Here is a 13,739-nt window from a genome sequence, read left to right on the forward strand (position 1 = left end):
AGCGATAGCTTGACCGGCGGCGTCATCTTTAGCGCTGTTGATACGCAGGCCTGAAGACAAACGCTCCATAGAGGTAGCCAAAGCAGACTGTGATTTAGACAGGTTCTGTTGGCCAATCATCGAGGTGATGTTTGTATTGATAACTGACATAGGTATATTCCTTCTGTTTCCAAATTAGGCAACCCAATCGGCCTGCCGTTATTCTTGTTATCGGAAGCAAAAAAAATAACTTTAGAAATTTTCCTTTGATTATTTGTGGATAGGCTAAGCGAAGCCCCAGAGTACGCTAAAGATCTAAGCTCTTATGCCGATATCAACATCAGCGAAGTTAAATTTAGTGACACAAGGAATTTTGCGTGAACGAAGCGCCGGTAACAGCCGACAACGAGTTTACTCCCGTTAATAGTGTGGTAGAGCTCGCCACCTATTACGATGCATTGAGCCAACCGGGGGTAGCAAACCTAACCCTACTGGGACCGGGTGAGAAAAGTCATCCGTTGGTGATAGTTGAGCAGCTAGAAGAAGATTATTTATTATTTGATCTTACCGCCATTCGTGATGTTGCACCTAGTTTACGTCGTGGGGGTAAGTTTATCCTTTCAGGCTATACACCAGGCGGCCTAGTTCGCTCAAACCCCTTGGCGGTTCGTGATTTTTCTTCAGTAGAAGGGCGCTTGTTAGCTTATGTAGATTGGCCCAAAGAAATTCATGTACAACAACGTCGTGCGAGCTTTCGCGCCAGTTTAAGGTTAGGGATGCACGTTGGGGTGCTGGTGCGCAGTGCCGATAACGACAAAGAAGAGTTAGTAGAGCTGCAAGGTGATTTACGTGATTTATCCGCGACAGGCTGTTTGGCTGAATTTTTTATGCAAGATGGTGTATCGCGAGTATTGCCGGATATTGCTACGGAAATTGCACTGCATTTTCCTAACGGCACCTCGTTTGAGGTGACTGCTAGGGTTCGCCATATTAAGAACGACAACGACCGTCAGGTTATGGCGGTGGGTTTTGAGTTTGAAAACCCCAGTAAGGCGCAAGAGCGCGAGGTCTGGAACTATGTGCGGGAGATTGAACGCGAAGCTAGCCGTAGTGCCAGTAATGGGGATAGTCGCAACGAATCAGAGCTGTTTCGAATTCGCGATGAAGATGATGACCGCTTAGGGCGCCGGCATAAGCATCAATATGCGACTCCTATGGCGCGGCGCCTGGCTCGTATCGCTGGTTATTTAGATAGTCAGATGGTGGTAATGCGCCAAGGTGAAGCGGTGAGCTCACAACAATTGTCGCTGCATGCCGATCGATTACTGGATATGTTAGATGATGACCGCGAAGAAGCGCTATTTTCAGTGCACTGTATTCATCGCGAATCGCGGTGGGTGCGACACGGTTTAGCTGTGGCGTTGCGAATGGCTGATATGTTAGGCAGTCAGAAAGTACCGCGTGAATTGCGCAAAGCGGTGGCGGCTTCAGCCATGGTACATGATCTTGGGAAAGGCTTATTGCCACAAGATATTTGGCGAGCAACGACTTTAAGTACAGAAATGTACGAAGAAATGCACACCCACGTGGATGCGCTATTGGATAAAATGGGTGGCGTAAAGTGGTTAGCGCCGGTGGTTCGCGATAACGTGATTGCGCAAATCAATGAACGCCTTGATGGTTCGGGTTATCCGTTGGGGTTAAAGGCTGACCAGTTGGGACAATTAGCGCGTATGGCGGCGGTCGTGGACAGTATGGATGCATTACAGCGCTCGCGTCCAGACCGACCGGCCAAACCGGCAGCGGTTGCGGCTAAGCTTATGCAACCCTTGGTAGATCAGTTCGATGAAAGCTGGTTAAAAAAATATGTTACGCACTTTGGCGTGCTACCCATAGGTTCTTTATTACGTTTTGAGAAAGGCGTCTTTGCCTGGGTGGTTGGGCTAGATAGACAAAAACGAGTAGCGAAAGTACGAGTGTCCCCGCATAAGTATGCTCCGGATGAAAAGCTGGGGCCTGTGATTGCTGGCGCTGCATTGGCCGAGCTCGGACGAATTAGAGATATTTTAGTTCCAGAGACCTAAAGTTGTTTAAATAACAGCCGATAAACATGAAATACAGCGCATAACAGCGGCTATTATCGGTTTTGAATTGATTCGCATCAGGCAAACTGATTAGCAGTTAAATAGGACGTATTGATATGGCATCTATTGCAGCACTCGGAATTGGTTCCGGGTTAGATCTAAATGGCTTACTGACGCAGCTAGAATCAGCTGAACGTCAGCGCTTAGAGCCGTTAGTGCAACAACGCGCTAGCTATCAGGCGCGCATTTCTGCCTATGGTCGTCTAGAAGGTTCGTTATCGGCGTTTCAAAATGCCTTAACCAACCTTGGTAAACCAGAGACCTTTCAAGCCGTTAGTAGCTCAGTAACTGGCGAAGGTTTGCAGGCAGCAGCTAGCGCAAGTGCGGTACCAGGTTCGTATAACGTTCAAGTGAATACCCTAGCGCGGGCGTACAGCAGTGCAACCCTTGGAGTAGACGATAAAAGTCGTGATTTAGGGGCTGGAACTTTTAGCTTTAATCTCGGTGATGGCACCAGTCATAGTATAGATATCGAAGCCGGAGCGAGTTCGTTAGAAGGTATTCGGGATGCTATTAATGCTCAGCAAGGTGATGTCACCGCCTCGATCATTAATGACGGCGACCCTAACGCACCCTTCCGTCTAGCTTTGACCTCGAGTAAAACCGGCGTAGATGCTGCCGTAAGTTCACTAACCTTTAATGGCTTTGGTGATGAGCTAGCCGTTGATGCTGGCTCGATTCAAGCCGGTACCAATGCCAGTTTAACCGTGAACGGGGTTGGCATTAGTAGCCAATCAAACCAAGTGACCGATGCGTTGCAGGGCATAACCCTTACTCTTGAACAAGAAGGGCAGACTGCCACGGTTAATGTCACCCGAGATGAAGCGGCTATCACGGGTGCTGTTGAGAACTTTGTGAAAAGTTATAACAGCTTACAAAGCACCATCAAAGACTTAAGCAAATACAACGCTGAAACTCAAACCGCTGGCCGGCTGTTGGGTGATAGTGGTTTGCGCACCGTAGAAACGCGCTTGCGTAGCATTTTTTCTGAAGCTGTAGATGGCGAGGGGCTTAATACCTTAAGCGAGATCGGTATCAGCAGACAGCTCAATGGTTCGTTAGAACTAGACACAGATAAGCTGAAAGAGCTAACCAGTACACAACTAACGCAATTAAGTAACTTCTTCACGGGTACCGAAAACGTTGGTACTGACGAGGCGAATGGCTTCGTCGCTAAAGCTGGTAGTACGGTCACTCAGTTATTGGACGAAAATGGTCCGATAGCGCTGGGTACCGAAGGTATGAAGAGTGCGATAGAACGTCTTGAAGAACGTTATGCACGAGAAGAAGTCAGCATCGCTCGAACAATAGAGCGGTATCGAGTGCAGTTTGGTCAGCTAGACAGCATGATCGCTAATATGAATTCTACTAGTTCGTATTTAATGCAGCAGTTTGATGCTTTAAATGCGCAGCTAGGCAATAAGAAGTAGCAGGAGTAACTACCTATGTACGGTATGCGTGGAGCGGCCGCTTACGGTCGAGTAGGAATTGAAAGCCATGTTCTTTCAGCGAGCCCGCACAAACTGATTAGTTTGTTATTTGATGGGGCTATTCAAGCCATTAAAGGCGCGAAAGCACACATTGCGCAAAAGAACATAGCTGCTAAAGCTCAGTCGATTAGCAAGGCGTTGGATATTGTGAACCAAGGTTTGTTGGCTGCCGTAGATAAAGAACAAGGTGGTGACTTAGCTGAACGCTTAGAGGCCCTTTACACCTACGTGGCTGAGTTGCTACTGAAAGCTAATTTGCACAATGATGTAGCGAAACTAGACGAAGCTGCAGCGTTGTTGGAGCAAATTGGTTCTGCTTGGAAAGAAATTCAGCCGCAGATTGAAGGAGCATGATCGCAGTGTCAGCATCTGAGCGAGTTGCCCGCACCTATGCTCTCTCTGCGACGGAGGTTATTATGTCGTATTACACTTTACTCGAGCACTCAAACCAGATGTTAGCTAGTGTGCGTAACGAAGACTGGGATAGCTTAATTAAAGCTGAGCTACAATACGTTGAAGAAGTGGAACGGTTGAGCGTTGCTGAAGCAGAAGTTGAGTTGAGTGACCAGCAAAAGCTCGATAAATTGCAGTTGCTAAGCACTATCATGGATCAAGACCGCGAGATTCGCGAACGCTTGGTTGCACGGCGAACCATGCTTGAGCAAACCTTGCGCAGTATGAATAAAAAACAAAAACTAGAGCATAGTTATCGCAATTGAGCAGCATCACACCTCTTCTCGATACGTTAGTCCACCAGGTTGCCAAGCAGCGCAGCCCGGTGGCAGCACTGCCCAGACATCCTTTACCAGTTGCCCCCATTCAAGCCGCCGCAACCACCACTGAATTTAGCCAAGCGGGTCAGCAAGTAGCGCGCTTATTACAGCTAATAGACAGCTGGCAGCAGCAACTCCCACCACGTGGTTCGCAATCTGCCTTTATCCAAACTGCGGGGCAATTATTCCCAGCTCAAGCGACTAACTTGAATGTCGCTGCGTTAGTTAGCAAATTACAGACATTAGTGAAAGATTCCGGCGTATTCTACGAGACGTTATTAGCCCGCTGGGCTGCACAAAAGGCGCCGATAAATTTGCTGCAACAACAGCCGCAAAATCGCACTCCCAGTACTATTCAATCTATTTTAGGGCAGCAAATCGACCTACTTAATAGCGGCATGTTGCGTATTGAAACCGAGTTATGGCCCCAAGCCACGCTGCAATGGTTGGTGCAACCCGAGGTTAATCCTCTAGTGCAACGTTGGCGTGACGAGCAACGGCGACAGCAGGGAGATGAGCCCGAAGCCGCCGCTTGGACTAGTGAGATAAAATTGAGTTTACCAGCGCTTGGAGTATTGCGAGCCAAACTTAGGCTCGGTGATCAACATCTCACGATGCAGGTACAATGCACAGATTCTCAAGTGCAGCTGGTACGGTCTCAGGTAGATATGTTAGCCCAACGCTTAAGGCAAATGACAGGATTGCAGGTCGATCCCATTGCTGTAGGGGTGCTAGCCAATGAATCATGATAAACCAAACAAGAAAGCAGTAGCGCTAAGATATCAAGAATTTGAACCTGCGCCCAAGGTGATTGCTAAGGGGCAGGGGCTAGTGGCGGAAGAGATGATCGCACTGGCAAATGAGCATGGGGTGTTTGTGCATGATTCGCCGGAGTTGGTGGATTTGTTGTCGCAACTGGAACTCGATACCTATGTACCCCAAACGATGTGGGTCATTGTTGCTGAGTTGTTAATATGGGCGAAAGGTTTAGAGATTGATGCTCAAAACAGCTCAAAAAACGAACCAAAATAACAACGTGGCAACATGTGGCTATGAGTGCTTAACCGTTTTAATTATGCCGAAATCTTGACTTGCACTGTTAATATTTGTTAAAGATCCCATTAATTGTATGGATTAATGGATCTGGGACTGTAGTACATGTCTGAAAATAGAATTATCGCTGAGCTACAAGAACTTAATTTAAGTTACTTGATGCTGGTGCAAAAGTTAATTGCAGAAGATCGCGATACTGCTATGTTTCGTCTTAAAATTGACGAGGATCTTGCTGATCTTATTGAAGGCTTGTCGGCCAAAGAACTCACCTTGCTTGCACGCCAGCCACACAGTCTACTTAAACCAAGTTTGGGTCCAGTAGAACAGTTACAAGCGGTGCTTGGTAATAAACGCGACACCGGCATGCAACAAACTCATTTAGCGATGTTGATGGCATCGGTATAAGGATAGCTTGTGAGCTCTACCAAGTTACTTGATGAACTGAACCAAGTGCAACTCGCCATCGAGTTGATAGAGCTGGGTGCCAGATTGCAAGTGCTTGAATCAGAAGTTAGTCTTAACCGTGGTCGCTTGGTTCGCTTGTATAAAGAAGTCGCAGGTAAATCACCAGCAAAAGGTATGTTGCCCTTTTCTACGGACTGGTTTATGACGTGGCAACCGAACGTACATGCATCTTTTTTCTACAACATTTACCTGCGTTTGCGCGAGCAACAAAAATTAGAGCGGATGCAAGCTTTTATCAAGGCCTACAAGCTCTATCAAGAACATATTCGGTTATGCAATGAAGAAGATGTGTTGGCGCTCACCCGCGCTTGGACACTCATTCGGTTTTTTGAAAGCGACATGTTTCAGTTGTCTAGCTGCAACTGTTGTGGGCTAAAATTCGTTAATCATGCTCATACCCCAGATAAAGACTACGTATGTGGTGTTTGCGCACCCCCCTCCCGAGCCGGTAAACCGTTGAAAAATAAATCTCCAAAAGCAACAAAACCTGCTTAAGTTTCGCCTGTTGTGGCCGATAAAATTCTTATAGTAAAAAAGAGAAGGATTAGGTCGTGCTCGTTCCTCTAGGGTTTATCATTGTTATTGCTTCGGTATTTGGTGGTTATGCCTTGGCTGGTGGTTCGTTAGGGCCTTTGTTCCAGCCGTTGGAGTTTGTCATCATTGGTGGTGCTGGGCTTGGAGCCTTTATTGCGGCAAATAATGGCAAGGCTATAAAAGCTACCTTAAAGATGGCTAAGCGAGTTAAGCCCTCGACCAAATACACCAACGAAACCTACCTTGAATTACTGGCAGTGATTTATAAATTACTCAATAAAATGCGCCGAGACGGGATGTTGGCGGTAGAGCGCGATATTGAAAATCCTACCGAAAGTGCCATTTTCAGCGAACATCCTGATGTGCTAGAAGATGAGATGATGCTGAACTTCATCTCAGATTATCTACGCCTCATGATTAGTGGCAACATGAACCCACAAGAACTAGATGAGTTGATGCTGCACGAGATAGAAACCTTTGAAGCCGAAGGAGAAATCCCAGCGGATGCCTTGAGCAAAGTAGGTGACGCCATGCCGGCTTTTGGTATCGTTGCAGCTGTGCTCGGGGTAGTGCGGGCATTAAGTACTGCCGATGTACCGCCGGATGTTATGGGTAACATGATTGCTCATGCATTGGTCGGAACTTTCCTCGGTATTTTATTGGGTTACGGCTTTATCAATCCGCTTGCCAGTCGCGTTGAACGGCAAGTGCAAGAAATGTCGAAAACCCTCCAGGTGATTCGAGTGACTCTCCTTGCCAGTATGCATGGCTATGCGCCGCAATTGGCGGTTGAATTTGGCCGTAAGGCGTTGTTCTCGGAAGAGCGTCCTAGCTTCAACGAGCTTGAAGACTATGTACGTGGAGCAAAATCGGACGCTTCGTGATGAATGACCAGCAACAACGACCGATTATTATTCGGCGCAAGAAGATCATAAAGAAACACCACGGCGGCAGTTGGAAGATTGCGCTGGCGGACTTTATGACGGCGTTGATGGCGTTGTTTTTGGTGATGTGGATTTTGTCGATGTCGTCGGAAAAGCAGAAGCAAAGTATTTCTGAATATTTTCGCACACCCTTGTTAGTAGCTATGGCTGGTGGTGACCGAGCGTCGGCCAGTACCAGTGCTATCAAAGGAGGTGGTGATGACCCCTCTCATAGCGCTGGCGAGCAGGCTCGTATCGATCTGCGTCGTGAGACGCGGCCAGCGGATACGCGCCAACAATTCAATAACTTACGGCAACGGGTAGAGGCTGCGATAGATCGCGACCCTGTTCTGCGTGCACTCAAAGCACAGTTACGTTTTGACGTGACTCGCGAAGGCTTACGCATCATGATGTTAGACACCGAGACCAAACCCATGTTTGAGATCGGTAGTGACACCATAGCACCCTACATGCAGCGCCTACTAGAGACGTTAGCCCCCTTATTAAATGAATTACCCAATGAAATAACCATTGCTGGCCATACCGATAGCTTACCTTATGCCGGTGGTGAGCGAGGTTACAGTAATTGGGAATTGTCAGCCGATCGCGCCAACGAGTCGCGCAAGGCTTTGCTGCAAGGCGGGTTTAACTCGGACCAGTTGTTACTGGTGATGGGAGCGGCGGACCGCATTCCTTTAGACGGTACCGAGCCGGCTGATCCGCGTAATAGACGCATTACTATTGTGGTGCATACGCCAGAATCGGCAGCTTTTATTAAGCGCCAAGGATTTTTCCCTCAAGATCAGCAAGCTGAACCAGCTCCCGTTGCTGACCCTGAAGCTATAGACCCGTCAGTGGTCGACCCGCGTGTTAGCGATCCACCAAGCACCAAACAGTCCTCGAAATAAAGGGTTCTAACCCCGTTATTCAGTCCTTCAAACCGCCTCAACTGCGGCATACTAGAGCGCAATATCCCTAACTCTAAGTTTTTATTGCGTAGCAGCAGCGATGGCAGAAGAACAAACCAGCGATCAGGAAAAAACAGAAGACCCCACGGCCAGGCGAATTGAAAAATCGCGGGAAGAAGGTCAGGTTGCACGATCGCGTGAGTTAACTACATTTGTCATACTGTTTGGCGGCGTTGGCGTACTTTGGGCCGTAAGCGAAACCCTTTATCAAAACTTGGGTAGGGTGATGGAGCAAGCTTTTCTGTTTGAACGCCTACAAGTGTCTGAAGCCGGGCCTATGCTGCAAAATGTTCTAGAGTTGGGCCAATCAGCACTGCTGGCGCTGTTGCCTTTGTTTGCCGTGATGCTGCTGTTGGCCTTGATTGCTCCGGCGCTATTAGGTGGTTGGGTGGTGTCGGCTAAATCTTTGCAGCCGAAATTTGAAAAGCTTAACCCACTAAAAGGACTTAAGCGCACGTTCTCGAGCCAGGCGTTGGCAGAATTAGGTAAAGCTTTGGCGAAGTCGATCTTGGTCGGCGGCGTATTGATGCTGTTTTTATGGCAACACCGGGATACTTTTTTGGCGCTGATGTCACTAAACGTTAAGAGTGCTTTGTTTGAGGCCATGAAACTTGCTGCACTCGCCTGCCTGCTGATGATTCTAACATTAATAGTGGTGGTACTGTTTGACGTGCCCTATCAATTATTCACCCATACAAAAAAATTGCGGATGAGCAAAGAAGAAGTAAAACGAGAAAACAAGGAAACAGAGGGTGACCCGCACGTTAAAGGTAAGATTAGACAGCAGCAACAAGCTATGGCCCGGCGCCGAATGATGAGTGAGGTGCCAAAAGCCGACGTGATTATTACTAACCCAACTCACTATGCCGTGGCTTTGTCGTATCAAGATGGTGCCATGGGTGCCCCCAGAGTGATTGCGAAAGGGACAGATTTGGTGGCTCAGCGTATTCGAGAGTTAGGTGATGAACACCAGATCCCCCGCTTAGAGGCTGCACCCTTGGCGCGAGCATTGTATACTCACGTTGATTTAGGGCATGAGATCCCTGCCGCTCTCTATACCGCTGTGGCCGAGGTTTTAGCTTGGGCGTTCCAGTTAAAACGCGCAGAGCAAGGCACCGTCGCTGTGCCGCCAACGCCTGAAAACATTGTTGTTCCTGCAGATTATGAGGTACCCGCATCATGAAATTAAGCTATCAAGCCCTCGCGGGTAGCTTGACCACTGCACGGCTGCAAGTGCTGGTAGGCCCGGTTCTAATTTTGATGATTTTGGCGATGATGGTATTGCCATTGCCGCCCTTTGCCTTGGACTTTTTGTTTACCTTTAACATTGCGCTCAGCTTGATGGTGTTATTGGTGAGTATGTTCACCGAAAAGCCTCTTGAATTTGCTGCATTTCCTGCTGTATTGCTGTTTACCACGCTATTGCGTCTGAGCTTGAACGTGGCCTCAACCCGAGTGGTGTTGATGGAGGGGCATAACGGAGGTGACGCGGCAGGCAAGGTGATTGAAGCCTTTGGTGAATTCTTGGTAGGCGGTAATTTTGCGGTTGGCCTAGTGGTCTTTGCCATTTTGGTCATTATTAACTTTATGGTGATTACCAAGGGTGCCGGACGTATTGCTGAAGTTGGAGCTAGGTTCACGTTAGACGCTATGCCCGGCAAGCAAATGGCGATTGACGCCGATCTTAACGCCGGCCTGATTGGTGAAGAAGAAGCTCGTCGACGCCGCCAAGAAGTTGCTCAAGAGGCCGAGTTTTACGGGTCGATGGACGGTGCCAGTAAGTTTGTTCGTGGTGATGCTGTAGCCGGTATTGTGATCATGGTAGTGAACATTATCGGCGGCTTATTAATTGGGGTTATGCAGCACAATATGAGTGCCGGTGACGCAGCCCATACTTATGTGTTGCTGACCATCGGAGACGGCTTGGTGGCACAGATTCCTGCGCTGATTATCTCAACCGCAGCCGGGGTAACGGTATCTAGGGTCAACACCGAGCAAGATGTTGGCCAGCAGCTTATAAAGCAACTCTTTGTCAGCCCTAAGGTGTTGTATTTGGCGGCCGGGGTGATTGGTTTGCTTGGTTTAGTGCCAGGCATGCCAAACTTTATCTTCTTGTTGTTCACCGCCATGTTGGGCGGATTTGCTTGGTATTTACAGCAAAAGCAGCAGCAACAGCAAGCCGCAGCCAGCGCCACCGAAGCAGCTCCTGCACCCACCTTCAGTAGCCCTGAAGCTAGTTGGCAAGATGTGCAGTTAGTGGATACTTTGGGCATGGAAGTTGGCCATCGATTGATAGCACTGGTGGATGATAATCAGCAAGGTGAACTGCTAGGACGAATAAAAAGTGTGCGTAAGAAGTTTGCCCAAGAAGTGGGCTTTCTACCACCTGTGGTTCATATTCGCGATAATTTAGAGCTCAAACCAAACACCTATACCATTACCCTGAAAGGCGGTGAGATTGGTCGTGCGGAGATTTACCCGGATCGTTGGCTGGCGATTAATCCGGGCCAAGTAACTGGGGCGATAGAAGGGATAGAAACCACTGACCCTGCGTTTGGTTTGCCGGCCCATTGGATTCAAGCGGATCAACGTGAGCATGCACAAATCTTTGGCTACACGGTGGTTGATGCAAGTACCGTAGTGGCAACCCATTTAAACCATCTGTTACAGCGCTATTCGGCAGATTTACTCGGTCGCCAAGAGGTGCAGCAGTTGGTAGACAAGCTGGGCGAAGAGAATAAGGCGTTAGTTGATGACGTTATTCCTAAGTGCGTGACCGTAACGACCCTACAGCGGGTGCTGCAATACTTGCTAGAAGAAGACGTATCTATCCGCGATTTACGCTCGATTTTTGATACACTGGCAGAGTTTGAAGGACAACAGTCTGATGTGCATGAATTGACGGCCCGAGTGCGTATAGCTTTAGGGCGAAATATCACGCAAAAATGGTTTGGCGGTGAGCGTAATCTGCAAGTAATGGGCTTAGACATGCAGCTAGAAACCATGTTAAGCCAAGCTTTGCAGCAAAATAGCTCAATTGAACCTAGCTTAGCGATGACGTTACAACAACAAACCGAGCAGGCCATGCACAAAGCTGAGGCTATGGGTCTACCACCGGTATTAGTGGTAGCACCTAATTTACGGCCACTGTTGTCTCACTTTTTGCGCCGTCAGCTACGTGATTTGGTAGTATTATCGCAGGCTGAAATTCCAGATGATCGTAGTATACAAGTAGTGACCGTAATCGGAGAAAGGGCATGAGTATTCGGCGCTTTTTAGCGGCCAGCCATAAAGATGCAATGCGCCAAGTACGTGATGCGTTGGGCGATGATGCGGTGATTGTGTTATCCCGCAAAACGGCACAAGGGGCAGAGATTTTTGCCATTGCTGAAGCAGAACTGTTGCAGTTAAGTGACACTACAGCTCCGTCAACGAACGGGCATCAGGCCACCTCGGGTGTTATTGCCGGTAGCGACTTTTCACAAGTGGCACAGCAGCTGTTAAGCGACGTGCAGGACATGCGGGCGATGTTGCACCAACAGCAAGGGCTAAAAGTACCCGACGACAATAAACGTAAGCTGTATCGCAAGATGCGAGCGGGCGGCTATAGCGATGAGCTAGCCCGCCAATTAGTAGCATTGCTACCGGTGCATTTAAATCATTCCGCCAAGCAGTTAACCGCAGCACAAGAATGGCTTGAGCAGCAATTAGGTGCACGCATAAGCCATCATGCTGGAACTTGGGACTTACTTGAGCACCAAGGGGTGCTTGCGTTAGTAGGCCCGACCGGGGTGGGAAAAACCACCACCACAGCTAAGTTGGCAGCTCACTACGTGATGCGCCATGGCCACGATAGCCTGTTGTTAGTAACAACGGATAGTTATCGGATTGGGGCTCAACAACAACTAGCTATTTATGCTGAGCTCCTTAATGTAGAGATGCATGCCTTGGCCGAAGGCGACACCATGAACAGCTTGCAGGAAAAAATGCAGGGCAAGCGTTTGGTGTTAGTGGATACGGTCGGCATGAGTCAAAGAGACCAGCGTTTAGCCCAGAAAATCGCGGCGCTAGGTGCTGATGATTACAAAGATTCTACGCGCGTGGTATTGCTGTTAAATGCCGCGTCGCAACCTGAAACCCTAGCCGAAGTAGCTTCTATTTATCAGCGTTTAGGTACCGAAAGTGGATTACCAGTAAGAGACTGTGTGCTTACCAAACTAGACGAGTCAGCGCTACTTGGGGGCGTGTTAGATACGGTTATTCGGCATAAGCTAACCATTCAATCGTGTTCGGTCGGGCAACGCGTGCCAGAAGATATTCAGGCACCAGATATTGCCGCGCTGATCAGTCAGAGTTTAGCGAACGAGGTGAATGAATCAGTGCTGGCCCAAGCCGAGTGGGAGCAACCTTTGGCTACCGGTTTGGCGGCTAACCAAGTGATCAGTCAAGGCTCGGTGATTCAGTCGAGTATTCAAGCGTTACGAGCGCAACTGGCAGGGTTTACCGAATTTGAGCAAGCTTGGCGCACCCAGCAATGGCCCACTCCTCTACAAGCTATGGCCTTTACGGAAAACGCTAGCACTGCTGCAGCGGCTCCTCCGCTGTTGCGTTGGGCGGCACCACAACCCTTGCAAGGTTGGCAGCATCGCACGCCCCATTTGGCCCTAAACGCCGACGGTGCGCCACAATTACCGGCGGTATTGCAGCAAGCTGATGAGTTGCAACCGGACTATCAGTTGGCACCGGTGCAGTTATTTGATTATTTACCCGCGACCACCCTGTTAGAGATATTTATCGAACATGGAACCGGTTGGTTGGTGAGTTTAAATCTAAACCACAAATTAAGCTTTCAAGGGGCTGAGCTTGCAGCCGTTGATTTGGTTAAGAAGCATGCTATTCCGCTAACCAAACAGAACCTCCTGTATCGTGGCGAAATGCGCCGGTTAGAGTTGCGCATTGCTGCCGCAGACAGTCATCAAGCAGATGCTCCTTATCAGGTAGTTTATGGTGAATTACATGGCGGCAGTGGTAAAAACCCCGTGCAGCGCCGTTATTGGATGCTTGATAGCAGATGTAGTGCGGAGCAACTCGTAGTTCGGGTTAAAGCAATGTTGCAAAGCGAAGAGTACAGTCGTTTGACCAGGCTGGCATGGCAAGAATTGAAAGCTACTATGCGTGAGGCCGGACAGCCATTACAGTTACTGTTGGCTGGAACTCTGGCCGCCGCCGCCTTGCAGTTAGAGTACAGTCAGCACCCTGAAGCGGCCCATTTACGCGGTGAGTTACTTAGCTTAACCGGTAAGCGAGGACGCGTGCAGGGGGATAAATTAGTGCCTGGTATGTTGCGAGTTTTACAGGCTCACCAAGCGTTGGTGGCAGCAGGGCGACAAGCAGGAGCATAACGCAGTAG

13 protein-coding genes and 1 pseudogene are annotated in these 13,739 nt (G+C 48.8%); 13 read left to right on the plus strand and 1 reads right to left on the minus strand.

Features of this window, described 5'->3' with window-relative positions:
* Positions 1–150, minus strand: a pseudogene (locus ACQ661_RS05370) (flagellin FliC); the annotation flags it as partial.
* Positions 151–356: 206 nt separating this feature from the next.
* On the opposite strand from ACQ661_RS05370, the gene ACQ661_RS05375 reads away from it, so the two are divergent.
* The 13 genes from ACQ661_RS05375 (at position 357) to flhF (ending at position 13,731) form a co-directional block, all read left to right on the plus strand.
* Positions 357–2,063 (plus strand): HD domain-containing phosphohydrolase, encoded by a 1,707-nt coding sequence (locus ACQ661_RS05375; RefSeq protein WP_431667854.1) that lies wholly within the window; start codon positions 357–359, stop codon positions 2,061–2,063.
* Between the two features lie 116 nt (positions 2,064–2,179).
* A complete protein-coding gene (fliD, locus tag ACQ661_RS05380; RefSeq protein WP_431667855.1) occupies positions 2,180–3,553 on the plus strand; it encodes a flagellar filament capping protein FliD in 1,374 nt (457 codons plus the stop codon).
* A gap of 15 nt (positions 3,554–3,568) precedes the next feature.
* Positions 3,569–3,967, plus strand: a complete 399-nt coding sequence (gene fliS / locus ACQ661_RS05385) for a flagellar export chaperone FliS (RefSeq protein WP_313932779.1) — start codon at positions 3,569–3,571, stop codon at positions 3,965–3,967.
* Positions 3,968–4,029: 62 nt separating this feature from the next.
* Positions 4,030–4,332: a flagellar protein FliT gene (locus ACQ661_RS05390; RefSeq protein WP_162014506.1), complete on the plus strand. Its 303-nt coding sequence runs from the start codon at positions 4,030–4,032 to the stop codon at positions 4,330–4,332.
* Positions 4,329–5,135: a flagellar hook-length control protein FliK gene (locus ACQ661_RS05395; protein WP_431667856.1), complete on the plus strand. Its 807-nt coding sequence runs from the start codon at positions 4,329–4,331 to the stop codon at positions 5,133–5,135. Before ACQ661_RS05390 ends, ACQ661_RS05395 begins: the two co-directional genes overlap by 4 nt.
* The gene (locus ACQ661_RS05400; protein ID WP_153826530.1) at positions 5,125–5,418 is read left to right on the plus strand and encodes an EscU/YscU/HrcU family type III secretion system export apparatus switch protein; all 294 of its coding nucleotides are present in this window, start codon (positions 5,125–5,127) and stop codon (positions 5,416–5,418) included. The genes ACQ661_RS05395 and ACQ661_RS05400 overlap by 11 nt, the downstream gene beginning before the upstream one ends.
* A 126-nt stretch (positions 5,419–5,544) precedes the next feature.
* A complete protein-coding gene (locus ACQ661_RS05405) occupies positions 5,545–5,844 on the plus strand; it encodes a flagellar transcriptional regulator FlhD (protein WP_153826531.1) in 300 nt (99 codons plus the stop codon).
* Positions 5,845–5,853: 9 nt separating this feature from the next.
* Complete coding sequence (flhC, locus tag ACQ661_RS05410; RefSeq protein ID WP_162014507.1) at positions 5,854–6,399, plus strand: flagellar transcriptional regulator FlhC; 546 nt, start codon at positions 5,854–5,856, stop codon at positions 6,397–6,399.
* 56 nt (positions 6,400–6,455) lie between these two features.
* Entirely contained in the window at positions 6,456–7,322 is an 867-nt protein-coding gene (gene motA, locus ACQ661_RS05415; RefSeq protein WP_162014508.1) for a flagellar motor stator protein MotA, read from the plus strand.
* Complete coding sequence (gene motB, locus ACQ661_RS05420) at positions 7,322–8,269, plus strand: flagellar motor protein MotB (RefSeq protein ID WP_431667857.1); 948 nt, start codon at positions 7,322–7,324, stop codon at positions 8,267–8,269. Before motA ends, motB begins: the two co-directional genes overlap by 1 nt.
* Before the next feature lie 100 nt (positions 8,270–8,369).
* Positions 8,370–9,512 (plus strand): flagellar biosynthesis protein FlhB, encoded by a 1,143-nt coding sequence (flhB, locus tag ACQ661_RS05425; RefSeq protein ID WP_110075727.1) that lies wholly within the window; start codon positions 8,370–8,372, stop codon positions 9,510–9,512.
* The gene (gene flhA / locus ACQ661_RS05430) at positions 9,509–11,590 is read left to right on the plus strand and encodes a flagellar biosynthesis protein FlhA (RefSeq protein WP_153826534.1); all 2,082 of its coding nucleotides are present in this window, start codon (positions 9,509–9,511) and stop codon (positions 11,588–11,590) included. The genes flhB and flhA overlap by 4 nt, the downstream gene beginning before the upstream one ends.
* Positions 11,587–13,731: a flagellar biosynthesis protein FlhF gene (gene flhF, locus ACQ661_RS05435; RefSeq protein WP_431667858.1), complete on the plus strand. Its 2,145-nt coding sequence runs from the start codon at positions 11,587–11,589 to the stop codon at positions 13,729–13,731. Before flhA ends, flhF begins: the two co-directional genes overlap by 4 nt.
* Positions 13,732–13,739 lie beyond the last annotated feature (8 nt).

The sequence above is a fragment of the Pseudidiomarina sp. WS423 genome (assembly GCF_050750165.1).
Taxonomy (GTDB): domain Bacteria; phylum Pseudomonadota; class Gammaproteobacteria; order Enterobacterales; family Alteromonadaceae; genus Pseudidiomarina; species Pseudidiomarina fusca.